This is a genomic window from Bradyrhizobium manausense (genome assembly GCF_001440035.1).
Lineage (GTDB): Bacteria > Pseudomonadota > Alphaproteobacteria > Rhizobiales > Xanthobacteraceae > Bradyrhizobium > Bradyrhizobium manausense.
Genome location: NZ_LJYG01000034.1, coordinates 35,144 through 56,665, shown reverse-complemented (window position 1 = coordinate 56,665; position 21,522 = coordinate 35,144). Strand labels below are relative to the sequence as shown.

Below are 21,522 nucleotides of genomic sequence, written 5' to 3'. Positions count from 1 at the left end.
GCTTCATCGGGAGGAGCAGCGTTGAGAACGCATCAAGCTGCAGTAGGACCGGCTTTTGGTTAAGCCAGCGAGCACGACGTAAGATCGCCCACGGACAGCGCCGTCAAAAGCCGTAGCTTCGATCCGCCCAGCGCAGCAGCACGCGAGCGTCGAATCGGCCAGACGAACGCGCTGTGCCTTCAGACCTTGTGCTATCGCCAGGCCGATGTCGGGATCAACCCAATGGCCATGGGTCATCAGAAAGAACCAACCGAAGGAAAGGTCGACCTCGTCGTCCACGGCCTCAATCCGATCCATCAGCAGATGTACCGAAACATCCGGTGCCATGAGCAGCCGCTCCTTCGGATGCTTCAGCGGCCGGGGGATGAAACCGACTTCGCGCTCGCCCTTGTGGGTATAATCACGAACATCAAGTGCCCAATGCTCAAACACACGCTGCGGCATGGCGGTCGATTCCTCCCAATCTTGAAAGAAGCGCACCTCCCGTGGCACGTGATCGAACCACTCGGGGACCGCCTCGAGGAATGGCCTCTCGCGCGTTCCCTGAGCCCTACTTCGCGGATCCTGCGCCGGTCCATCTCGGGCCGCTTGGCCTCTCGCTTGTCACGCTCCACGCGGCTGCAGCGGTCGAGAAAACTGCGGATATGAACGAAGGCGCCACCGGCGCGATCGAGCAGCCGGTCGATCGGGCCGGCGAGGCGGTCTGTCTCGGGCAGGGGATCGCGGCGGGGCCAGCTGGGATCGAGCAGCTCCTCTTCACCCCATGGCCGATAGTCCGGATTGACGACCGGGCCGGCTCACCATTCGATTTCTCGGCCAAGCGCGATCTGGATATAGTCAGCGGCCGCGGGTCCGGTCGGGGCGAAGACGAAGGCGCTGGTCCCGTGCCACCCTGTAATCTGCAGATCAGTGTCTTTCAGACGCGTCCAAAGTGCTTTGATATCCCCCCGATCTTTGGCGAGCTCCGCACTGCCGCAGCTCCCCAGCTCGGGTGCCGTCCGGCCGAATGACCGACCGGGTATCGCGCCAGTAATCATGTCGATCCGGGCGAGGCTGAAATCGAATCTCGGGAAAGCCGCGACGAGCGCGGGGATGAGATCCGCGTCGACCGAGGCAGGATCGAGCCCTGTCAGGACGGCTTCGATCGAGGCCGCATCGGGAGTCGAAGAGGGATGGCGCTCATAGAACGTTAACCATAAAAAATCCTGGTCCGCCATGCTTTTACGAGTTTTCCAGCGAACTTGGCGAGAGAATCCCGAGACCTTCACGCGGTGTATCCGGAATGTTATATAGGGATACACGACAAGCGCTAGAGGAGCGCCGGATGGCCTTCCATATCAAAAATCCCGAGACCGACGCGCTGGCCCGCAGGGTCGCAGCGTTAAAGAAAATCGGACTGACCGAGGCCGTACACACGGCGCTCGCCCATGAACTCGAACGCGAGCAGGGCAGGCCGTCCTTGGTCGACCTGGGCGTCCAGTTTTGTCGCGATTTGAAGGCAAAGGGCAATCCGCAGAGCGGTAAACCTGCGGACAAGGCGTTCCGCGACAGCCTGTACGAGAATTTCTGATGTTCATCGACGCCTCGGCGCTCACTGCGATGCTGACCGACGAAGACGAGGCGCGCGAGCTGCTGGCCCGCATGCAACAAAGCACAACCCGTCTGACCTCGCCGCTGGCCGTGTGGGAGGCGGCGATTGCCATCGCCCGCGTGCTCGATCTGCCGATCGCCGCGGCGGCCGAAGCGGTCGAGAGCTATCTCGCGCTGATGGAAATCAAAATGGTGAACGTGGCGCCCGAAACAGCCCGCATCGCGCTCGAAGCATACGACCGTTACGGTAAGGGTCGACACCCGGCACGGCTCAATTTTGGGGACTGTTTCGCCTACGCCTGCGCCCGCCATCTCGGTCAACCGTTGATGTTCAAGGGCGCCGATTTTCCGCAGACCGACATCGAGGCGGCCTGACAAGCGCTACTATCGAAGCGAGCCTGAGCGTGGCAGAAGTAGTGAACGTCGATTCGCGGCGAAGCCAGCAAACCTACGCCGGGAAGCGCGCCCGATAGCCGTGACGACAATCGACCTGACCGACGAGGACATCTGAGCGCGAACCGGCGGCCGACGGCGTCCGGAAGAGGGCAGGGGAGCTGACCAGCGGCGCATCTTCTCGGCGCCTGGTGCCGACCGGTGACTAGCTTAGCTTGGGGTTGTCAGAACCCGTTGATTTGCGAGGGGGACGATCCGGAACCGACGTCGCTATGACGGAAGCGAAAGCCATGTTAGCTTCCGTTTCGCTGGTTCCCGTTAAGGTTATCAGGACCTTGCTGCCCACATACAAAATCCCCGATCCGCTGCCCTGGGCCGAGCTCGCCGGGCCGCTCGCCGCCGCCGAGGATGCCGTGGCCCGCTTCGACGAGCGGCTGGCCAAAAGCCCAATCCGTGACGGCGCAATCAGCCGGACACACTTCACCGATGCCTGCGCCAGTTTGTGGCTGGACGGCGAACTTGTCCACCTCGATGACCTCGTGCTCCACGACGCAGGCATGGACGTTCGCGCTCCCACACATGAGCTGACTCGCGCCCACGCGGTGCTGCGCGCCCGTCGGCGCATCGCCGAGGCGAAGCCCGAATGGGCGCTGTCGGCTTCGGGGCTTTCCAGCCTCCGCGGGCGGGGGGAGCGAGAGCAGGAGGCGAGCAACCGGAAGGAAGGTGAGGGAGGTTTTGAGATCGACGAGGCCCCCGAGCGGGAGGAGGTGGGTCTCGAATTGCCCCTCGGTATCCTTGAGACCGATCCCCATCTGGCCGCCGCTTTCGACGCGGTCGACGCAGCGAATGCCAGGGCGGAGCGCAGGCTTGCCGACGAGACTCGGTTTCGGGCGGAGCGGGATTCTCTCATCTACGATCCCGACTGGGATGAGGAGGAACGCCTCGATCACTGGCGCGATGTGGTCGACCAGACTCGCGGCTTGCCGCCGACCTTGGCAGGGGCGATTGCCGCCGACGCCTGGGGTGAGATCGAACCGCTCGAGCATACGCCTTGGCTCGGCCGCCTGCTCGCTGCGGCATTATTGAGGGACCGCGGCAAAACGCGATCGCATCTACCGTGCCTGCATGCTGGGCTGAAAAGCATTCAGCGTGAGCGCCGGCGGCCACGCGAAGCCGCAGCGCGTTTGGTCGTGCAACTCGACGCCATGACAGCCGCCGCCGAGTCTGGCCGCAAGGATCACGACCGCTGGCTGATGACCAGAAACCTGCTCGCCCGAAAACTCGCCGGCCGTCGCACCACTTCAAGACTGCCAGCTCTCCTCGACTATGTGCTGACGAGGCCGATCGTCTCTGCGGGCATGATCGCGGCGGAACTCGGGATCACTCCCCGTGCTGCCCAAAACCTGGTCGCCGAGCTCGGGCTGCGCGAGGCGACCGGCCGGGGACGCTATCGGGCGTGGGGCGTCCTGTAGAGGCGAAAGCCCGTTCTGTGAACGCTCGGCAGAAAGGCCGTCTCGTCCAGATGAAAAAGGCACCACAAAAATGCCGCGCGGCTGAATCCAGCGCAGCGGCCGTTTTCAGCGCCCGAGGGTGTGACGAAAACTCCGGTCACGCTCGAGACGCTAACCAAGACCTCTATTCGTCCGGCACGCACGCGAGACCAAAATTTAGTTTGATCGTATTTATCGTAGCCAACCTACGATATGAGCAATAAATCGAAACTTGCCCGTCCAGCTGGTCGCACGATACTGTACGGAGCCGCCTCAATCGTCGTTGGTAAGTTCGTCGGGCCACATCTGCGCGCCATGGAGCACGCGCAAGATGCGAACGGTATCGCCGTCGACCAGGTACGCCGCGACAAAAGATGTACGCGGAATGACCAACTCGCGTGTCCCAGCGACACGCCCCGGCCGACCGCTATCCGGAAAGTCGAGCAGGCGCCGCGCGGCATTCGCAATCTGTTCGTCGACATGGACCGCGGCACGAGGATTCTCGGCCTCGATGTAGCTGAAAATGCCGTCGCGATCAGACAACGCGAAGCGCGACTAGGCTAGTTTCACCGTTCCTGCTCCGGTGCCTGTCGAAGCGCAGCGGCACGGCGTTGTGCGAAATGCGTTTCGACCTCGGAATCATCGATATCGGGCGGCGTGTCGGCCAACGCCTGGCGCACCTTCTCACGAAACCAGCTATCGTAAGCTTGGCTGTTGCTCACGAGTTCCAGAGGAAGCATCCCTTCATTGGCCGTGCGCGTCAGCAGGATCCGAACGGCGTCGGATACCGTGAGACCCATGTTTTCCAGAACCGCAGTGGCCTTTTCCTTCACGTCCGCATCGATGCGGGTTTGGACCAAGGCATTCGAAGCCATAGCGACCTCCCTATTCTCACGCATAGCGAGATGTAATACATTTGAATGACATGGAACAGTGGCTATCACGGCCCCGTGACCCGAGGCTCTGACAGCGGGCAAATGGCCCCGCCTTTCGGCGGGGCCGTTGCCGTGGGCCCTCAATCCCGATTCGGGCGGGACCAGATGAGCTGGAGGCCGTCCTGGCCCTCCACCTCGATCAGGGTGGCATAGATCGGAGCCGGGAAGCTCGGATCGTCCAGCTTGACCGAGAGGTAATCGCGCTCGGTATCCCTGGCGGTCTTCTGCCAGGCGGCTCCCAGCTCGACATTGCCGGCGAAGATGCGGAAGTGCGGTCCCTTGTCGGAGGGGTTCTCGACCCGAACCAGCTTGGCTTTGGCATTGAGAGCGAGGGTGCGAACCGTGGGTGACTATTCAAGGATTCAATTGCGCTTGATGGACGCTGGCGCGAGTGGTGGTACGAACCGCACCAATGTCTCTGTGATTCGGGGGGCGACCCAAGGTAGAGGTGCCAAGATTGGCATTCCGCGGAGCAGCTGACTCTTAATCAGCGGGTCCCAGGTTCGAGCCCTAGTGCGCCCACCAAGTCTTTCAATGACTTACCCTCGCGAACCGTTTGAGACGACCGAACTAAAACGGTTTTTCAAACGGTGTTTTTTTGAGCTGTTGAGGAACGCATCTCGACAATGTGATCAGGGTGCTTTCGGCACCGCCACTCGGTCTTGCTTAAACGTCTGCATCCGTTGCCAGCCCAGCGTAGCCGCTGCGCGAGATGCCCTGCCGGGAGGGGCTTCCAGGCATTCTCAACAGTCCAGCGAACCCTGTCGTCGGGGGCGAGTCGCTCCTCCGCTACCTCTTTCCCCCGACGAGTCGCCGCCTGGGGATCGACGGTAGCGCCTCCAAGAATCCGTACTGGAAGAGCGGCTGATGGCTGCCGTCAGGCCAGCAAGGGGCCGATGCACGTGATAAGCCGCCGGTACGGTCGGTGAGCGATAGAATTCGCGAGGGTGTCCAACGGCCCGGCTAGCTACCATCGCAGGGGTTTGCTCATAGATGGATCGAAGGCGTCTGCTAAGACTAAGTCGCCGTCGTAGTTCGGTCGGCCACGGTCAGCCTTCGAGATCGGCTGTTCGCGACGCTACAGTCGAACGCTATGTTGCTAGGAACCTCGACTTCCGTTCAATATGCAGAAATTCCAGCAGACACGCCCGATAAAGAGCAAACACTTGAGCAAGACCGAATACGCCGTCTTTTATGCATGGCAAAGTGATTCTCCTGCCGGCACCAACCGAAATGCTATCCGCCAGGCACTTGTTGCGGCCGCCGCCCGGATTGAGGAGGGGCAGCCGGAGCTCACGCTGAAACTCGACGAGGCGACCCGCGACATGATGGGTGCGGACAATGTGCCGCGCTCGATATTGGAGAAAATCGAGGCCGCGGACATCTTCGTTGGTGACATAACGACGGTCACGCCGCCAGCATCTACGGAAATTAAGGCGCGGCCTTGCCCCAACCCGAACGTGACTTTCGAGGTTGGCTATGCCGCAGCACATCTTGGCTGGAATCGAATGATCCTGCTCACGAACCTGTCGATTGCCAAATACGAAGACCTCCCATTCGATTTTGATCGCCAGCGGATCTCGCAATACCGGGTCAAGGAGGCGAACGATAAGAAGGGCATCGAGCGATTGACCGATCTGTTCGTCAGTGCGCTCACGGTAATACTGAACGGCAATCCGCCTCGTCCTGCCGAACTCAGGCTGATGGACCCGGCTCAGGTTCGCCGCCAACGCGATCTGCGCGCTGCGCGGTGGGCCCTCTCACAATTTGCCATTCCAGCATTGCAAGAGCACATCGAACGCCTGCCCCACTCCATCCTTAATCGCGACTTGTTTTACTATGAAAGCTATCACGGTGTAATCAGCAACTCTCTATTTCATATCAATGATCCTGCGCTCGATGCCGCCTTTCGTGGGCTCGATGCGGCTTGGAACGAAGCGACGTCCTACGGACGGAACTACACGGACACCCGCTCCGGCATGAACGTCTTCTCAAGTCCCGGCGATATGCTGGTTACTGAGGAGCAAGAGACCGACTGGCAGGCGATTCTTGTCGCGCGCAGCGAGATGCATCGGCAGCTGGAAGCCCTGCTGGCGATCATTCGCACGAGCTACGTCGAGATTGATCTTCACGAGACGAATCGGGAGGCGTTCGAGGAGTGGCGAAAATCCGGGGAGCACTTCAAGAAGCTATTGGCGGATGACTGACCACGTATCGGCCTGATACGCCCAATCCGCTGCATCTTACCGTAATGCGCAGCAAGAACGCAAAGCCCGACATCCGCGCAGTGCTTGGCGACATCATAGGACTGACTGATTGCGGGAATGATTGGAGATGTCCTTGTCATGGGATCCGCGAAGGGAGAGGAGCGGCAGCCTTTCTTTTATGTGTGAGGATGCGTCAACATCTTTGCGACCGGAGCCACAGGCGAGGCATTGGTAGTCCGTGATGATCGGCTTTGAAGAAGACAACCGAGGCCTAATTCTCGAATACAAGGTCGAGAACAACGATCCTGAGTGGGCCTCCAGAAGGCTGAAGGACGACGGCGAAGTCACCGTCAGCAGCGGCTTTACCTTTGAATCCGCCGACCTGCTGACGGCTCCTTCGAAGAGGGGCGCCGAGGAACCAGTATACCGATTCCGGTTTGCGACGAAGGAAGCGGGCTATTTTCGGATTCCGGGCCGGATTCTGGGATGCGATCAGGATGTTCTTATCGCCGATAGCGGCATCCGCCTTGAGCGCAAGACCTTCGTCGCTGAACGCAACATCCGCATTTTCCCGCGTATCGAGAAGGTGAAGCAACCCTTCGGCGAGATCGTCGTCGGAGGTTCGCGACAGGACAGGATACCGGTCGAGATTTTTCGCGAGCTTCTCGCGAAATTCCCGAACTCGTCCGAGCTCGATCGCTATGCCAGGGCACGCGTCGAGTCGATTGTGGGAGAGGTGCTCGATGGCAACGCGGCTGCGAGAGAGAAATACGAAGCCTATCTTGCCCGCCGAGGCTCCGCCGTGTCAGCCGCTCCGCTGGAGCAGCCCGCGCTCATCCAGGCCGAAATCGATAAGTACGTGATGTTGCGCGACACCATCTTGGCCTGGCTCGCCGAGGCGACATCTTACAGCGAAAAGGACTGGCAAAGGCTGATCATCAAGGTCATCCTCCTGCTCTTTCCAAAATACGTTGCCGTACTCGAAAGCGTCACTGTTGCAGATTTCTACTCCAAGCCCGGAACGCGGAAAAACAGGTTCATCGACATCTGCCTCATCGATGCCGGGGGAAGCATCGATGTTATCGAGATCAAGAAGCCTTTCGACGACGTACTGCTGAGCCGGGGCCTCTACCGAGGCAATAGCGTTCCGACCAAGGAGCTATCTGGAACGATCATGCAGGCCGAGAAATATCTCTTTCACCTTTCGAAATGGGGTGTTGAAGGCGAGCGGCAGCTCACGACACGGTACGCCGATTTTCTTCCACCCGGCATGCAGATCCGAGTGACTAACCCGAAGGCCATGATTTTGCTGGGTCGTGACAAACGTGCCGACGGAACGTCCGCACTCGCCGATGATCAACTATTCGATCTAGAGGTGATCAAGCGCAAGTATTCCAACATGATGGACATCCTTACGTACGACGACCTGCTGCGCCGTCTCGATAACGTTATCGCGTCCCTCTCCCGACGCGGAGGCCTGAATACTGCAGAGCGTAGTGTGTGATACCCTGAGTCTCGTTGCATTGCCTGTTTGTCTGGTGGAAAAAATCGACCTTCGCTACTTTGTTAATCTATTTCGTTTCTGTCTGGCTTGCCGTGCGAGTGTCGAGGTAGAACGGCTCGTCCGGAATTTGAGCCACCGACGTTAGTTTAGCTGGCGAACAGTGCCGAAATAGACTGATATGCTTCAATTCGACAAAAAAAGATGCTTGAGGGGGCATTGTGAAAATAGCTCGTGCTTTTATCGAGAATTTTCGAGGCATAAGACAGGCAGAAGTCCATTTTTCCGGCACATCCGTCCTCCTTGGCGACAACAACACTGGAAAATCAACCGTACTCGAAGCCATCGAGCTTGCCATTGGTCCAGATCGGCTCGCGCGTGCGCAGGCGATCGACGAACATGATTTCTATGGCGGGGATTATCTCCCGGCTGAGGGTGCGCCTGCAAAGCTGATCATCGTCGAAGTCGTCATCACCGGTCTCGACGAGCAGCATTGCACGAAATTTCGCAACAATCTCGAATTCTGGCGGCAAGCCGATCGGTCGCTCCTGGGGCCAGGGCAGGGGGCCGACTTGGCTCAGGAAGGCGTCGATCCCGCCGTCCGCATCCGGTTCGAGGGCGCTTACGACCCCGAGAACGACGACTTCACCGCGAAAACTTGGTTCGCGGTGCCACGTCTGGACGACGGCACCCTGATCAACGAATGCCGCTCGAGCGACAAGCGCGAATTCGGCTTTCTGCATCTGCGCGCGCTGCGCACCGGCAACAGGGCGCTCTCGATGGAGCGGGGTTCGCTCCTCGACATCATCCTCAAGACGTACGAGGTCCGTACTCGCATGTGGGAGGGGTTGTTGCGCCAGCTCCGCGATCTCGACGTCGTTGGCGACAACGATCCTGAATTCGGGCGCATCCTGACGGCCATTCGCGACGCCATGCGCGACATCGTTCCCGGTGAATGGGCCGACGCGCCGCATCTTCGTGTATCCGATCTCACCCGCGATGATCTCCGCCGTGTGCTGAAATCGTTCCTGGCCACCGGCGTCCCAGGCTACGCTGCCCCGTTCCAGCATCAAGGATCGGGAACGATCAATGCGCTGGTCCTGGCAATGCTTGGCCTCATCGCACAACGACGCAACGGCCGCGTCATCTTTGCGATGGAGGAGCCCGAGCTCTCACTTCCACCTCACGTGCAGAAGCGTGTTGTCGACAAGGTGAGGTCGATCGCCGCCCAAGCGCTCTTCACGTCGCATTCGCCTTACGTGATCGAACAGTTCCAACCCGAGCAGATGATGGTGCTGACGCGGAATACAGCCGGCGTGCTTAACGCCTCCAATATCGAGCTTCCCGCCAACCTGAAGCTCAAGACGTTCCGCGACGGGTTTCGCACCCGCTTCTGCGAAGCGCTACTCGCGCGTCGGGTCATTGTCGTCGAGGGCAAGACCGAGCTTGTGGCTTATAGCGCGGTTGCTCGTCGCGCGGCGGAGCTCGCGCCGGCGCACTATCAACGACTCGACGCCCTCGGATGGGTGCCCTTCGACGCCGGTGGCCAAACGTCTGTCGCCGCGTTCGCGGCCTTCTTCCGCAGTTTGGGCAAGACTGTCGCGACCATCTTCGATCAACAGGCTCAGCCGGCCGGCGCCGCGATCGTCGCGTCATGCGACGCCGCGTATGAACAGCCCTACGCGGGGTTCGAAGACCTCCTCGCTGCCGAAATATCGGTTCCGATGCAGGCGTGGTTTGTACAGTTCTTCGTGGCCGCCGGCGAATGGCCGCAGGCCCTCAACAACCTTTTGCCATTCCCCGGATCGCCTGAAGCTGCTTATCGGGAGGCTTTTCTCGCACTATTCAAGCACAAGAAGGGTGACGACTATCTCACCATTTTCTTCGAGCAATGCCAGTTGGGACATTTCCCCCCAACCATGCTGCAGATCATCACGGCGCTGAAAAACTTGGCTGCGCCGCTGCCGCCGCCACCGCCACCCGCCCCCTGGTGCAAGCGAATATCTTCGGATAATGGCGATGGCGTTGATCCTGTGTGATCAAAGGCAACGCCTCCTACGGACCGATGGTAACATTCTCGTTCGTGGAGGCGCAGGTTCGGGCAAAACGACGATTGCCCTCGCCAAAGCTTGCGCAGATCTCGATGCGCAGCGGCTCGGACCGCTCGGAAAGGCCTTATTCCTCAGCTTCGCGCGAGCGACCGTCGCGCGTGTCGCGGAACAGGCCACCGCCACCCTGCCGCGTGCGCTGATGCCGCGGATCGAAATCAACACCTACCATGGCTTTGCATGGACGATCCTCAAGAGTCACGGCTACCTTCTCTGCGCCAAGCGCGGGGTCGCCCTGCTTCTCCCTGCAAAGGCACGCGCGCATCTTGCCGGTCTCGTGGGCGCCGCTCGCGCAGCGCGCCAGCGACAGCTGTTCGAAAATGATGGGTTGGTCGCGTTCGATCTCTTTCCGACACTCCTGACCGAACTACTCCAAACCGCACCTGCTCTCGCGCTTGCCTATGCGCGGGCCTATCCGCTCATCATCGTCGACGAGTTCCAAGATACGAACGCCGAGGAATGGCAGATGGTCGCCCAGCTCGGCCGCCACAGCCGGCTCATCGCGCTGGGCGACCCCAAGCAGCGAATCTACGACTTCAAGGGCGCACATCCACGTCGCTTCGACGAATATATCGAAGCCTTCGATCCCACGCCCTTTGACTTTGCCGGCGAGAATAATCGAAGCCCAGGCACCGCGATCGCCCAATTTGCCAATGATATCATCGACGGCGAGTACCGGGCCGCGAATTATGATGGTGTCACCGTCACATGCTATCGCGGCCGCAGCCTGCGCCCGCTCAAGCAGGAAATCCTCAGGGCTGTTGCCCGCCTCCGCCGCAACGCCGAGTGGTCACTCGCGGTGCTCGTTCCCGCAAACACGCTGGCCATCAACGTCTTCGACTACATGGCCCAGGCTGTTCACGGCCTCCCGGCCTATCCGGTCGACATCCTCGTTGCCGCCGAGGGACCGATGCTTGCTGCCGACCTGATCGCATTGCTTATGGAGCCGCGCTCGCACCAGCATCTCGCCGCCGCGATCCTGGACGGACTTGCCGCGTTCGAACTCGGCAGAAGCGAAGAGGCATCGGGAGGTGCGCTCCGAAAGGCGGCCCGATATCGCGACCTAGCCACAGCTGTCCGAGGCCGTGGACTAGACGGCCTCGAAGCACGCGGTATCGGACCCGGCATTCGAAACCTTATGGACACCGTTGCAACCCTGGCTCTGTCGGGAGATCCTATGACGGACTGGCGGGCCATCCGGGCCTGCCTCAATGCAAGCGATCGTAAAGAGTTCCAGGCCGTGGCCAAGGAAGCGCGTCACATGCGCCTGTTGCGGCGCGGCGCCCAAATCGAATCCAGGCTGGCCGAGGCTTGGCGCACCCATGGCGCCTATCGCAACGCCCGTGCCTTGCTGGCCGCGGCCGTCGTGGACGATCAATTTGCAGCCACCACCCGCCCGCAGCACGGTGTCACCGTCATGACGATTCACAAAGCAAAGGGAAAGGAATTCGACGAGGTCATCGCCTTCGAAGGCCAGTTTCAGCGCTACCTCCAGCGCACCGGCGCCGATGACGAACGCTCCGCCCGCTTCAACCTTCACGTTGCTGCAACCCGCGCGCGTCGCGCAGTGATGATCATGACGCCCGAGGATCGCCCGTGCCACCTCCTTCCATTACGAACGAGCCATGACCAATAAGCCGCGCAGACATCATTTCATACCGCAGTTCTGGATTCGCCGCTTCCAGAGTCCGGACGGCAAGCTCTGGTCGTATGACAAGAACACAGACCGCATCGGTGATCGCTCGTCCAGACAATTGATGCAGATCATGAATCTCTACACGGTACAGCCGAATGGCGCGGACGACACGACGCTCGAGACGGTCGACCTCAATAAAATCGATGCGCAGGGCAGCGCGACATTCGACCGCATCATCAACGGCGGTGACCGGAGCCAGGCCGCGAAAGAAGCGCTAGCCTCGTACCTCGCGGTCCAGATCTTGCGAGATCCGGACGTCGTCGCATCTTTCGCACCGAGAGCGCAGGAACTGACGATGAGCCTCCTGGAGACGTTCGACGCTCCCGATTTCGCTTCGTTCCGTGGGCGCTGGGAAGAGAGCTTTCCTGGGGCGTCCATTACCGAAGCCGAATTCAACCACATCAAGTCCTTGGGATTGCAGGACGCGGAAGACGCGCTGGAGCAAATCATCCTGGCGCTCGTATCGCAGGGCGGCGTACCCGAGCTGCCATTCACGGATGTCGTCAAAAATCCCGACGGACGCAATATCGTGCGCGACAGGCTTTTGACCTTCAACTGGACCGTAAAAACCGATGCCGCAGGGCGCTTCATTCTGGGCGACGCGGGCGTGCTCTACAACAAGGGCGATATGTCGGATCTGCGAGCCGCTCTTTCGCGGGACGTCGCGCTCTATCTGACCCCAACCGACGCTCCGGCGCTGGGCATTTCATCGACGATTGCCCCTGAGCACGATATTCAGAATCTGAATTTAGAGAACGCCGCGCGCGCCCGTCGGTGGATCGTCGGGGACAAACAGGAACTCGATCGTCTCAAGTCCCAGGTCGGGAGCCAGTCGCTTCCCGATCCCAACAACTCATGACATGCCTATGGAATTGCGCCCGATCGACGTTTGGAATGCAGCAACGTTCGACCAAGACCTCATGGTCGTCCTTGATGAACATGCGAACCTGATCCAGAATTACATGACGACGGACCATGAGATTTTCCTCGCATACGATTGCGGCAAAGGACCCGGTCGCCGGCTGATCCGGCCAGACAACCCGTACGCTGGCGGCTTCTACGCGCTCCGGGATGCAATTGGTGAGATGATGCAGGAGCGTACGATCCGGGCCTATCACTACACGCGCATGACGGACTCAGAGATCGCTATCCTTCACCGCGATGGCGTCCACCTCTCGACGCCCACAACTCTACGCGCCAGGCTTGATGCCCTGGTTGCCGCGGGCAACCTCTCGGCCGAGGCGTCGAGCATCCTTTACGACGCCAGCCCCTTTCACAGCGAGCAACTGCAATCCCGGTCGAACAAGTTCTGGATGGTCTCCCATCCGATCGCGACCGACGATTCCGGCGTGATACCGCTGATGTCCCATTGGGGCGGCGAGGTCGCCTCGATGCGGATGCGAGATCGCGTGCGGCTCGCCGAGCTTGCAAAGATCGGAACGGCACGCGTCCTCGAGCTTGCGGTGCCGTTGTCGCTCACCAACCACAGCCATGCGGCGGGCAAAGCCGTTGTCGCCACCTATGGCCGGATCCGCGGCTGCATCCCGGACAAGAGCGCATTCGATCTCTACGCCCAGCAGCGGTTGCAGCCCGACGCCATCTTGGCCGTGCACAGCGAAACTGATCCAAGCTTCACCCAGATTGGGCGCGGATATCCGACGGACTTCGTCGATGTCGACATCGGACGATGGAAAGAGCTGACAGGCGAGGACGACTAGGCCAGGCGCATCAGAAGGCCACTGGGATCTACGAACGCATGGTGGTCAAACCTTCGTTATCAATTGTAGACGTCCGTCGGCAAGCCTAGCCGCAAAATCAGACCTTGACGCACGGTTCGGGACTTTCGCCATTTTCGTGTCGATGCTGTCCCGGATCGAATGTGACGTGTATTGACATTGTAGATACAGGCCGGCATAATGCCGTATGCCAAAAACGCGCGGAACTTCAACGGATAAAGATTTCGCTGCGGCCGTAACGGTCGCAGAGAGGCCGGCTGTTGCGGATACCAAGGGCAGCATCAATCTGCGGATCGAAGCCAGCACCCGTCAGATGATTGATGATGCGGCGGCGATCCTAGGCAAGACACGCACCGAATTCATGATCGAGAGCGCGCGCCGCGAGGCGATCGACGTCCTGCTCGATCAGCGCCTTTTCGTGCTCGATGCGAAGCGTTACGACGCCTTTATGCATGCACTCGACAACCCGCCTGCGCCGGGACCGAAATTGCGGTCGCTTCTGCGCCGAGTGCCGGCATGGCAGAAATAGATCGCGCAAAGGGGCGGCCTGAAGCGCGATTGAAGGCTCCGGTTCCACTGACCGCCGAGCATAATCTCTCTGCCTTCGACTGCGGCGAGGCCGCCCTGAACGACTGGTTGCGCCAGCGTGCATTGAAGAACGAGAGCCGGTTCTCCCGCACCTATGTTGTATGCGAGGGTGCATCGGTCGTTGCCTATTTCTGCATATCCGCGGGTGCCGTGGAGCGTGCGGCTGCACCTGGCAAGGTGCGGCGCAACGCGCCCGACTCGATTCCGGTGTCGATCATCGGGCGGTTGGCTGTAAGCCGCAGCCATGCCGGCAAGGGGCTTGGCGCCGACCTTTTAGCTGACGCGTTGCGCCGTATCGCCGTTGCTTCGCAGAGCATCGGCATCGGCGCCGTGGTTGTCCATGCGAAGGACGACGCGGCAAAGCAATTCTATCTGCGATGCGCAGAGTTCGTGGAATATCCGCAGGACAGCCGGACGCTCTATCTACCCATCGAAACTGTAGTCGCGGCTTTCAGTTAGGGTATTGGAGGCAAACGGATTGGGTGAAGCCAAACGAAAGAAGCAGCGCAAGCAAGCCTCATGGCCGTCCGGTGACGGTTTCCGCGGCATGATCGAGCTGCACATGCTGCCTTCGGTCGCCGAAATCAATGGCGCACGTATTCGCGAATTGACCGGCGAGACGACGATCCCGGAGGATGCCCGGATCTCACTACAAACCTACCGAGCTATCGTAGGCGAGCGCGCCTTCCAGGTGGGGTTCTGCCTTGGCGATGGAGAGCGCTTCAGCGCCATCGGTCTCGCCGTCGTCGAGCGCTTGAAGATAGCGGCGCCGGGCGCTGCGCTCCATGTCGTTCGTGTCCTCGATTCAGATATCGCATGGGACATCGTGCTGCGACATCTGCGCAGTTTCATCGGAAATGTGCTGCTGTTCGTGTTTCCGAATTCGGACGTTTTCGATGCCGGGACGGCGCCGAAATTCTCCTCACCCCATATTCAGATGTTCGACGAAGATGGCCAAAAGCTCGCTCGCCTGACGTCAGCCCAGCGTCGCGAAATCCGGGAACGGAAAGCTGCGACACTCAATCGCCCGTCGCCGCCGGCGTTCTACCCCGCCTCAACGGTCGATCAGGAGGACTGCCCCTGGATATTCCGGTTCGTGACCCCGGTTGGAAAGGAGATCCGCACAGCGGTTTGGGACGGTCGTCGCGACTACGCGCATGCGTTTTCGGAAGATATCGTGCGATGGGTCGGTGGAGAACGGATCGCGATCGTCCAAGTTGACAGCCCAGTTGGCATCAATCGACGCTCATCGCTGGATCTGACGAACAAGCTGTCGACGGAGTTCGACGGCATCATCCATTGGGCGCGTGATACGCAAACATTCGAGTCGATCCTGGCGTCGTTCGTCCGACTTGATTTGGAATCAGTCAGTCCGCCGACACTACCTGAGGGCTGGGAGCCAGAAGTCACCATCCTCGCCGCAAATGGCGATCGGCGGTGAGCGATTCTTAATAGGATGCAATCACGGGACAACTGACTCACATTACACTAGTTGCTGGTCGATCCATCGGCTCTTCAAATGTATCCCTGCGATGAAGTCGTTGCGGACGAGCCATCTCTACAGATGGCGTGCCACGACGGGTGATTCCATATTCGATAAGCCTGCGGGATTGGTTGATCGAAGCAGTTGGCGTTGGCTTCGGCAGCTTGCTGCGGCCATTGCTGCCGCTGCTTGTGGTCGTCGGGGGTGTGCAGGCGGCGTCTGCTGGTTGGAACGCCGGCGCCGTCGTCACCATGCGGCTGTTGGCGATGCTTCTGCTCGCCGATCTCGTCAGCATGACAACCACGATGAGCGCTTTGATGGAAGTGCTGGCGCCGGTGCTCCACCTGCTACGCCCGCTTGGGGTCAATCCGCGCAAGATGGCGCTTGCCGTGGCACTTGTTCTGCGTTTCGTGCCCGTCGTGATGACGCGGTGGCGTGCGCGCGAGGAGGCCTGGAAGGCACGCACGCACCGGCGCATTCCGCTGCGACTGGTGGCCGCTTTCGTCGCCGACATTCTGCAACTTGCCGATCGCGTCGCGGAAGCGCTCGATGCACGCGGTTTCGACCGGTCCGCCGCCGATCGTCGCTTACCCCCGCTGTAGGAGAAAAATCCCGTGGAGTCCCGCGCAATCGTTCGTATCGCTTTGCTTGCCGCTGTCATCGCAACGCTTGGCATGGTGCCCAGCATCGTCTTACCCATCGCCATGGGTGTGCCGATCACGGCCCAGACGCTCGGCGTCATGCTGGCTGGGATCGTCCTCGGCCCTCGCCATGGCGCGCTGGCGGTGCTGTTGTTTCTGTTCGTGGTGCTGCTCGGAGCGCCGCTTCTGTCGGGCGGACGCGGCGGGCTCGGCGTGCTTTTTGGACCGTCGGTGGGCTTCCTGCTCGGCTTTGCTCCCGCCGCCTTTGTATCAGGTCTCGTGATGGCGCAGCTGAAGACCCGGCCGGTATTCGCCGCGGCGCTCGTTGCCGCGATCGCGGGCGGCATCCTGGTGGAATATGCCTGTGGCATTCTCGGCCTGATGGCGATGGCAAGGATGAGTTTGCCGCAAGCCTTGGCTGCAATCGCGGTGTTCGTGCCGGGCGATCTCTTGAAGGCGCTGGCCACCGCCTTTGTCGCGGAGGCGTCGCACCGGAGCTACCCGGCCGCAATCGTCAGCCGTTCATGACAACGACCTCCACAATCGCTGCAGCCCTGTCGTGGCATGCCCGGGAGACGCCGGACCGGCTGGCCGTCGTTTGCGACGACCATGCGGTGAGTTGGAAAGATCTCGATCAGGCCGTGAACCGTCTTGCCGGGCATTTGGCGAAGGTGGTGCCAGTGGGCCGCGGCGTTGCGTTGCATCTGCCGAACGGGCCGGCGCTCGTGTTGCTGTTTCTCGCCGCCTGCCGCGCAGGGCGGAAAGCGCAAATTCTGGATCCGTCCTGGCCGACGGAGACCGCGCGGCTTGCGCTTACGCCGCTGGCGCCGGGTACGATCGTCCTCCGTTCGCGCCTTGGCCGGAGCGGGACCCTGACATGATCGCTGCCGCCGCGACGCTGGCTGAAAGGTTTGGCATTTCGCGTGCACGGCAGGATGAATTCGCCGTCGCAAGCCATCGCAAGGCGCTGCAAATTCCGCCCGGCGCGGCGGAGATCACGCCGCTCGCGGGCCTGTCGCACGATGCCTTTCCTCGCGGCCTAACGGAGGCGACCTGCTTACGCCTTGCACCACTTGCAGGCGATACTGCGTTTGGCGTGACGCGCGCGACGGTGGCGGTTGAAGCCGACGCCGCAGCAGCCCTGCTGGTCGTCTCCGAGCCGATGGCCCGGCGGCTCAAAGTGAGGCGGCCCTTGCGGATCATATCGGCGACCCGCCGCGGCGGCGACCCGGCCATACCCGGAGCGGCGCCGATTGCGGCGGCAAAGAGCCTCCTTGCAGCGCAACGGATCGCGCCGACGCAGATTGCGGTGGCCGAGGTTATGGAGGCATTTGCCGCCCAAGCCATTGCCTGCGTCGACGGCATCGGGGTGCAGGAATCGGCGCTCAACCGTGGCGGCGGTGGCCTGGCACGGGGACATCCGATCGGTGCATCGGGCGCGACCTTGGCCGTGCGCCTCTGGCATGAAATGCAATCGGAATCGACCGGTGCGATCGGGCTAGCGGCGATCGCAGCCGCGGGCGGGCTCGGCAGCGCCCTGCTTGCGACGATATGAGGAGAAGGACGGGACGCAATGATTCAAATGCCGCCAGACCCCGAAGCTCCGACGCAGGCAACCGCACTTCATGTCGCGCGGGCGATCGATCTTGCTGACTTCGTGGACAACGAACTCGCTCCCGGGCGCTGGCGATCGGTGACGCAGGATGAGGTCGACCGTTTCGTCGCGCTGACGGGTGATCGGAACTGGGTTCATACCGATATGGAGCGTGCCCGTTGCGAACTCGCCGGAGGTGCGACAATCGTGCCCGGCCAATTGCTTCTGGCGCTCGTGCCGGCTCTTTTGCAGGAAGCATATGTCGTCATAGGTGCCGCGCAAAGCCGAGCGGCGGCTCTCCGCTCGGTTCGGTTTCGTTTCGCGGTACGTTGCGGCGATGTGTTCCGGCTACGGGCGCGGCTGACGCTGGTGAAGGCCCGACCGCGCTTCGTGCAGGTAGACGCATCATGCGATCTCGAGTTGAACTCGGGGGACCGAGCGCTGAGATCACGCCGCACAGACATTTTCTTCAACTGAAACCTGCCCACTGTGCCACAAGCTGTCATTGGTGTAACGCCGACTGATCGAGTGCACGTTGAACACGTGCGAGACATTTGGCGTCTTATCCTTGCGTCCCTCGCTTCGATTCCTTTCAAGGAGTGGCAAGCCTATGTCAGGATTCCAGAAGTTCAGCCCGCTCGCCTGAGAGGCCTGGCCGGATATGAGCCTCCAGCTTCCGCTCAGGAATTGATCGGCATGATTAGTACATGCCACACGCCAATTGTCGCGGCGTCGAACGTGTCAACGATCCTGGCGTTTTGTCCGACCGATTAGGGACGAACCTTCGACGGTGCGCACCCAAACTCGTCGCTAAATCTCCGAGAGAAGTGCGCAAGATTCGTAAATCCCCAATAATAAGCAATCTCCGAAACCGATGCCTTCAGGCGATCGCGCCTGAGAAGATCCTCCTTGCACCTCTCGAGCCGCAAACGCATGATCGTTTCAGACAGGGACTCTGGTTCGTCTCCAAAAAGCCGGTGGAGTTGGCGTGCGCCGAGTCCCATCTCGTCAGCTATGAATTTCGGCCCCAGCTTGGGATTGCGAAGATTAGTCACGATAAGCTGCTTGATCCGCTCGATCGTTAACAACTGATAGTTGGTGCGGCTGCCTCTGATCGTCTCATAGGCAAGTTCCAGTCCTTTCCAAACCTCCTCCTCTATCGTCTGATCAAGATCGCAGTTCTCACTAAACGGATGATGCCGCCGCAGAATCTTCCGCAGACTGTCTGATACATATCGGCCGGCGCCAAGCGCACCATCGAAACAGAATGTCTTGCTGAGATTCCAGGCAGGGAAGCGTTGTCGAAAGTCTTCGCCGCGAAGCTCGAATATGACGTGCCGCATCTCCCCCGGGAAGCCATGCATGTAGGGTTGATTGGTGTCGTAGAGAACGCAGTCGCCCTCCTTGAGCACCAGACAGTCGTTGGCCCTGTTGACGAACGCCTTGCCGCGGCTCAGCAGAGTAAGGAAAACCGCATCTTTCTCGATCCTGCGGACCAGGTCAGGAGTGCGCTCGACGACATGCTGTCCACCCGCGATATCGATCAGTTTCATTGCGCCAAAATCGACGTACTGAAACTGAGCCTGAAGCCCGGTTGGCTCAAGTGACGTGCACCGAAGCCCGACGACCCTATCAGCGCATTTTTCTTCCCAAAAGCTGATGCGCCGGAGCGGGGGAACCGCCGCGGTGTCGAATTTTATGGGCCGTCCCGCACGGCCGCGTTCGGCAAGGCAAGCTGCTTGCATGTCCCCTCCCGGTACTACGTGCATATTTTTGCAATATGCTAACCGGTCGGCTCAACTGCTTCAACGGCAATAAGGCCGTCCGCTTGCCTTCGGAACAGGCACAAAAAACCGAACGTCTGCGCCAGGACCGTAAAATTACGTGGTCCGTTCTGCTGAATCCAAGTTGATATCACTCGGGATTTACGACGATCTTCACATCTGCCGGGTTGGACAGCAAACGCTCGAAGCCGTCTTGGACGACTTCCGCCAGCCGGATCTCTCGGGTTACGATGCGTGACGGATCGAACAGACCCGCAGCGACCAGGGCGATGAGGTCCGGGTAGACGTGCCGGTAGCCGACACTTGAGATCAGATCGATCTCCCGATTCACCAGCCCGAAAGCGTCCAGACTAGGTGGCTTCCCGAAAAGGCCGACGAGGACCAGGCGCCCGCCCTTTCGCAGCACATTGAATGCACTTGTGAGGGCTGACTGAACGCCGACGGCTTCGAAAGAGATGTCGACGTCCTGGACATGGTCGGAAAGAGAATCGCGACCGGTGTTCACCGCGATCGTGGCGCCGAGCCGAGTGGCCATTTGCAGGCGCGCGTCAGAGAGGTCGCTGACTGCGATCTCCCGCGCACCGGCGAGTCTGGCCAGTTGAACGATCAACAGCCCAATGGGGCCCGCGCCCACCACTGCACAACGCATCCCCGCACCCAAGCCGCTCCGCCGTATGGCATGCAGGGCGACGGCTGCAGGTTCGAGAACCGCAGCCTGGGCAAAGGACACCTCATCGGGAAGCGCGTGGGCCATATAGGCCGGAATCGTGGCCTCGTCAGCCATACCGCCATCGCCCATGAGGCCGGCAAAGCCCATCGACTCGCAAAGATTGTACTCCCCGCGTTGGCAAGCGCTGCAGCTTCCGCATCGGTACTCCGGCTCGATGACGACCCGTTGCCCCTCTCGGAAGCCGATCACGCCGCTGCCCACCTCGCTTACGGTCCCGCAGAACTCGTGTCCCAAGACGATGGGCGCCTTGCGCCGCGACAGCGGGTGCTCCTGTAACACCGGAATCGCGTGAGGGCCGTTGACGTATTCGTGGAGATCGCTCCCACAAATCCCGCATCTCGCAACTTTGATGCGCAGTTCATTGGCGGAGAGCGGGGCGGTCCGCCGAAGCTCCACCCTGATATCTCGCGCGCCATACCAAACGGCGGCGGTAAACTGACGGTCTTCCACAGCAAACCTCAGCGGAACAGCTTGTCGATGTAGGCCGCGCCGATACCGACCTTGTCGTAATGTTTGCGCGCCAGGTCGATGTACATATGCACGTCGAAATATCCGTCCGGATCGCCTTTCTCGTTCAGCCAGATGAGGGGCCCGGTCACGTTGAACTGAACACGCATCGGCTCGTCACTCTCGTACGCGACCAGCGTATGGCCTTCGCCGGGGGTCTCGTAGACGAAATCACCTGCGGTCGCCGTCCAATCGTGCTCGAGATACCCCCATTTGCCAGAGATCGTGTAGGCGAAAACCTGATGAGGATGGTAGTGACGATTTACCAGCCCGGCCTTCTTGGCCATCAGGATATCGCACCATCTGTTTTGCGACGGCGAGATCCAGAGCGGACGCGTTGAAACCGTCTCCGTGAGTGGGACGTAATAGCGCTCGTCATCGATGGGCGCGTTCGGGATGTAAACTTCTGGCTGCGCGTCTGGCTGGAAAATCTTCTCAATCGGCTTGATGTTCTTCCAGAACTCGTTTGTGGCCGCCTCGGGCATCGGAATCCTCCGCTTGAAGTGAGGCGGGCACTGTTACACGAACGTCGCGGAGGC

The 21,522-nt window shown here is 60.5% G+C and carries 22 protein-coding genes and 2 pseudogenes; 17 read left to right on the top strand and 7 right to left on the bottom strand.

Annotated features, from left to right (window positions below; all coding sequences use genetic code 11):
- Nucleotides 1-103: 103 nt before the first annotated feature.
- Nucleotides 104-1,217, bottom strand: a pseudogene (locus tag AOQ71_RS07755) (hypothetical protein).
- A gap of 107 nt (nt 1,218-1,324) precedes the next feature.
- Here AOQ71_RS07755 and AOQ71_RS07750 point away from each other — a divergent pair.
- The 3 genes from AOQ71_RS07750 (at nt 1,325) to AOQ71_RS07740 (ending at nt 3,455) form a co-directional block, all read left to right on the top strand.
- On the top strand, nt 1,325-1,570 hold the full coding sequence (locus AOQ71_RS07750) for a type II toxin-antitoxin system VapB family antitoxin (protein WP_057744190.1): 246 nt from the start codon (nt 1,325-1,327) through the stop codon (nt 1,568-1,570).
- A complete protein-coding gene (locus AOQ71_RS07745) occupies nt 1,570-1,965 on the top strand; it encodes a type II toxin-antitoxin system VapC family toxin (RefSeq protein ID WP_057744005.1) in 396 nt (131 codons plus the stop codon). The genes AOQ71_RS07750 and AOQ71_RS07745 overlap by 1 nt, the downstream gene beginning before the upstream one ends.
- Before the next feature lie 290 nt (nt 1,966-2,255).
- Nucleotides 2,256-3,455 carry an RHE_PE00001 family protein gene (locus AOQ71_RS07740; protein ID WP_245316787.1) on the top strand — a complete coding sequence of 400 codons (1,200 nt, stop codon included), beginning with the start codon at nt 2,256-2,258 and terminating at the stop codon, nt 3,453-3,455.
- Nucleotides 3,456-3,746: 291 nt separating this feature from the next.
- Here AOQ71_RS07740 and AOQ71_RS07735 read toward each other — a convergent pair whose 3' ends face one another.
- From AOQ71_RS07735 to AOQ71_RS42865, 3 genes and pseudogenes are all read right to left on the bottom strand, one after another.
- A complete protein-coding gene (locus tag AOQ71_RS07735) occupies nt 3,747-4,016 on the bottom strand; it encodes a type II toxin-antitoxin system RelE/ParE family toxin (RefSeq protein WP_245316786.1) in 270 nt (89 codons plus the stop codon).
- A 23-nt stretch (nt 4,017-4,039) separates the two neighbouring features.
- Nucleotides 4,040-4,348 (bottom strand): type II toxin-antitoxin system RelB/DinJ family antitoxin, encoded by a 309-nt coding sequence (locus tag AOQ71_RS07730; RefSeq protein WP_057744002.1) that lies wholly within the window; start codon nt 4,346-4,348, stop codon nt 4,040-4,042.
- A gap of 140 nt (nt 4,349-4,488) precedes the next feature.
- A pseudogene (locus AOQ71_RS42865) lies at nt 4,489-4,752 on the bottom strand (DUF736 domain-containing protein); the annotation flags it as partial.
- Nucleotides 4,753-5,574: 822 nt separating this feature from the next.
- Between AOQ71_RS42865 and AOQ71_RS07720 the strand changes: the two are divergent.
- The 14 genes from AOQ71_RS07720 (at nt 5,575) to AOQ71_RS07655 (ending at nt 18,439) form a co-directional block, all read left to right on the top strand.
- Nucleotides 5,575-6,615, top strand: coding sequence for a hypothetical protein (locus AOQ71_RS07720; protein WP_157083426.1), 1,041 nt, complete (start codon nt 5,575-5,577; stop codon nt 6,613-6,615).
- Nucleotides 6,616-6,856: 241 nt separating this feature from the next.
- A complete protein-coding gene (locus tag AOQ71_RS07715; protein ID WP_057743996.1) occupies nt 6,857-8,119 on the top strand; it encodes a Shedu immune nuclease family protein in 1,263 nt (420 codons plus the stop codon).
- 218 nt (nt 8,120-8,337) lie between these two features.
- Nucleotides 8,338-10,155, top strand: a complete 1,818-nt coding sequence (locus AOQ71_RS07710) for an ATP-dependent nuclease (protein ID WP_057743993.1) — start codon at nt 8,338-8,340, stop codon at nt 10,153-10,155.
- On the top strand, nt 10,136-11,860 hold the full coding sequence (locus AOQ71_RS07705; RefSeq protein ID WP_057744184.1) for a UvrD-helicase domain-containing protein: 1,725 nt from the start codon (nt 10,136-10,138) through the stop codon (nt 11,858-11,860). Before AOQ71_RS07710 ends, AOQ71_RS07705 begins: the two co-directional genes overlap by 20 nt.
- Nucleotides 11,850-12,779: a DUF4238 domain-containing protein gene (locus AOQ71_RS07700; RefSeq protein WP_057743988.1), complete on the top strand. Its 930-nt coding sequence runs from the start codon at nt 11,850-11,852 to the stop codon at nt 12,777-12,779. The genes AOQ71_RS07705 and AOQ71_RS07700 overlap by 11 nt, the downstream gene beginning before the upstream one ends.
- 61 nt (nt 12,780-12,840) lie before the next feature.
- On the top strand, nt 12,841-13,638 hold the full coding sequence (locus tag AOQ71_RS07695) for a hypothetical protein (protein WP_157083425.1): 798 nt from the start codon (nt 12,841-12,843) through the stop codon (nt 13,636-13,638).
- A gap of 205 nt (nt 13,639-13,843) precedes the next feature.
- A complete protein-coding gene (locus tag AOQ71_RS07690) occupies nt 13,844-14,185 on the top strand; it encodes a type II toxin-antitoxin system TacA family antitoxin (protein WP_057743981.1) in 342 nt (113 codons plus the stop codon).
- The gene (locus AOQ71_RS07685; RefSeq protein ID WP_057743978.1) at nt 14,173-14,703 is read left to right on the top strand and encodes a GNAT family N-acetyltransferase; all 531 of its coding nucleotides are present in this window, start codon (nt 14,173-14,175) and stop codon (nt 14,701-14,703) included. The genes AOQ71_RS07690 and AOQ71_RS07685 overlap by 13 nt, the downstream gene beginning before the upstream one ends.
- Before the next feature lie 19 nt (nt 14,704-14,722).
- Nucleotides 14,723-15,685 carry a hypothetical protein gene (locus AOQ71_RS07680; RefSeq protein WP_057743974.1) on the top strand — a complete coding sequence of 321 codons (963 nt, stop codon included), beginning with the start codon at nt 14,723-14,725 and terminating at the stop codon, nt 15,683-15,685.
- A gap of 218 nt (nt 15,686-15,903) precedes the next feature.
- The gene (locus AOQ71_RS07675) at nt 15,904-16,329 is read left to right on the top strand and encodes a CbiQ family ECF transporter T component (protein ID WP_162268332.1); all 426 of its coding nucleotides are present in this window, start codon (nt 15,904-15,906) and stop codon (nt 16,327-16,329) included.
- A 12-nt stretch (nt 16,330-16,341) separates the two neighbouring features.
- On the top strand, nt 16,342-16,896 hold the full coding sequence (locus AOQ71_RS07670) for a biotin transporter BioY (protein WP_057743966.1): 555 nt from the start codon (nt 16,342-16,344) through the stop codon (nt 16,894-16,896).
- Nucleotides 16,893-17,249: an AMP-binding protein gene (locus AOQ71_RS42855; protein ID WP_057743962.1), complete on the top strand. Its 357-nt coding sequence runs from the start codon at nt 16,893-16,895 to the stop codon at nt 17,247-17,249. The genes AOQ71_RS07670 and AOQ71_RS42855 overlap by 4 nt, the downstream gene beginning before the upstream one ends.
- Nucleotides 17,246-17,923, top strand: a complete 678-nt coding sequence (locus AOQ71_RS42850) for a thiolase family protein (RefSeq protein WP_057743959.1) — start codon at nt 17,246-17,248, stop codon at nt 17,921-17,923. The genes AOQ71_RS42855 and AOQ71_RS42850 overlap by 4 nt, the downstream gene beginning before the upstream one ends.
- Nucleotides 17,924-17,941: 18 nt before the next feature.
- Nucleotides 17,942-18,439 carry a MaoC/PaaZ C-terminal domain-containing protein gene (locus AOQ71_RS07655; protein ID WP_057743956.1) on the top strand — a complete coding sequence of 166 codons (498 nt, stop codon included), beginning with the start codon at nt 17,942-17,944 and terminating at the stop codon, nt 18,437-18,439.
- Nucleotides 18,440-18,732: 293 nt separating this feature from the next.
- Here the strand turns inward: AOQ71_RS07655 and AOQ71_RS07650 are convergent, their stop codons facing one another.
- The 3 genes from AOQ71_RS07650 to AOQ71_RS07640 all read right to left on the bottom strand — a co-directional run bounded on the left by AOQ71_RS07650 (nt 18,733) and on the right by AOQ71_RS07640 (nt 21,468).
- Nucleotides 18,733-19,707: a helix-turn-helix domain-containing protein gene (locus tag AOQ71_RS07650; RefSeq protein ID WP_057743953.1), complete on the bottom strand. Its 975-nt coding sequence runs from the start codon at nt 19,705-19,707 to the stop codon at nt 18,733-18,735.
- Nucleotides 19,708-19,876: 169 nt separating this feature from the next.
- On the bottom strand, nt 19,877-20,926 hold the full coding sequence (locus tag AOQ71_RS07645) for a 2,3-butanediol dehydrogenase (protein WP_057743950.1): 1,050 nt from the start codon (nt 20,924-20,926) through the stop codon (nt 19,877-19,879).
- Nucleotides 20,927-20,934: 8 nt separating this feature from the next.
- Nucleotides 20,935-21,468: a 2,4'-dihydroxyacetophenone dioxygenase family protein gene (locus AOQ71_RS07640; protein WP_057743946.1), complete on the bottom strand. Its 534-nt coding sequence runs from the start codon at nt 21,466-21,468 to the stop codon at nt 20,935-20,937.
- Nucleotides 21,469-21,522: the final 54 nt, after the last annotated feature.

Coding starts and splice junctions, on each gene's coding strand:
- AOQ71_RS07730 (WP_057744002.1), bottom strand. CDS start 4,348: ATGGCTTCGAATGCCTTGGTCCAAACCCGCATCGATGCGGACGTGAAG.
- AOQ71_RS07745 (WP_057744005.1), top strand. CDS start 1,570: ATGTTCATCGACGCCTCGGCGCTCACTGCGATGCTGACCGACGAAGAC.
- AOQ71_RS07705 (WP_057744184.1), top strand. CDS start 10,136: ATGGCGTTGATCCTGTGTGATCAAAGGCAACGCCTCCTACGGACCGAT.
- AOQ71_RS07650 (WP_057743953.1), bottom strand. CDS start 19,707: ATGCAAGCAGCTTGCCTTGCCGAACGCGGCCGTGCGGGACGGCCCATA.
- AOQ71_RS42855 (WP_057743962.1), top strand. CDS start 16,893: ATGACAACGACCTCCACAATCGCTGCAGCCCTGTCGTGGCATGCCCGG.
- AOQ71_RS07685 (WP_057743978.1), top strand. CDS start 14,173: ATGGCAGAAATAGATCGCGCAAAGGGGCGGCCTGAAGCGCGATTGAAG.
- AOQ71_RS07690 (WP_057743981.1), top strand. CDS start 13,844: ATGCCAAAAACGCGCGGAACTTCAACGGATAAAGATTTCGCTGCGGCC.
- AOQ71_RS07695 (WP_157083425.1), top strand. CDS start 12,841: ATGGTCGTCCTTGATGAACATGCGAACCTGATCCAGAATTACATGACG.
- AOQ71_RS07655 (WP_057743956.1), top strand. CDS start 17,942: ATGATTCAAATGCCGCCAGACCCCGAAGCTCCGACGCAGGCAACCGCA.
- AOQ71_RS07740 (WP_245316787.1), top strand. CDS start 2,256: ATGACGGAAGCGAAAGCCATGTTAGCTTCCGTTTCGCTGGTTCCCGTT.
- AOQ71_RS07750 (WP_057744190.1), top strand. CDS start 1,325: ATGGCCTTCCATATCAAAAATCCCGAGACCGACGCGCTGGCCCGCAGG.
- AOQ71_RS07700 (WP_057743988.1), top strand. CDS start 11,850: ATGACCAATAAGCCGCGCAGACATCATTTCATACCGCAGTTCTGGATT.
- AOQ71_RS42850 (WP_057743959.1), top strand. CDS start 17,246: ATGATCGCTGCCGCCGCGACGCTGGCTGAAAGGTTTGGCATTTCGCGT.
- AOQ71_RS07715 (WP_057743996.1), top strand. CDS start 6,857: ATGATCGGCTTTGAAGAAGACAACCGAGGCCTAATTCTCGAATACAAG.
- AOQ71_RS07640 (WP_057743946.1), bottom strand. CDS start 21,468: ATGCCCGAGGCGGCCACAAACGAGTTCTGGAAGAACATCAAGCCGATT.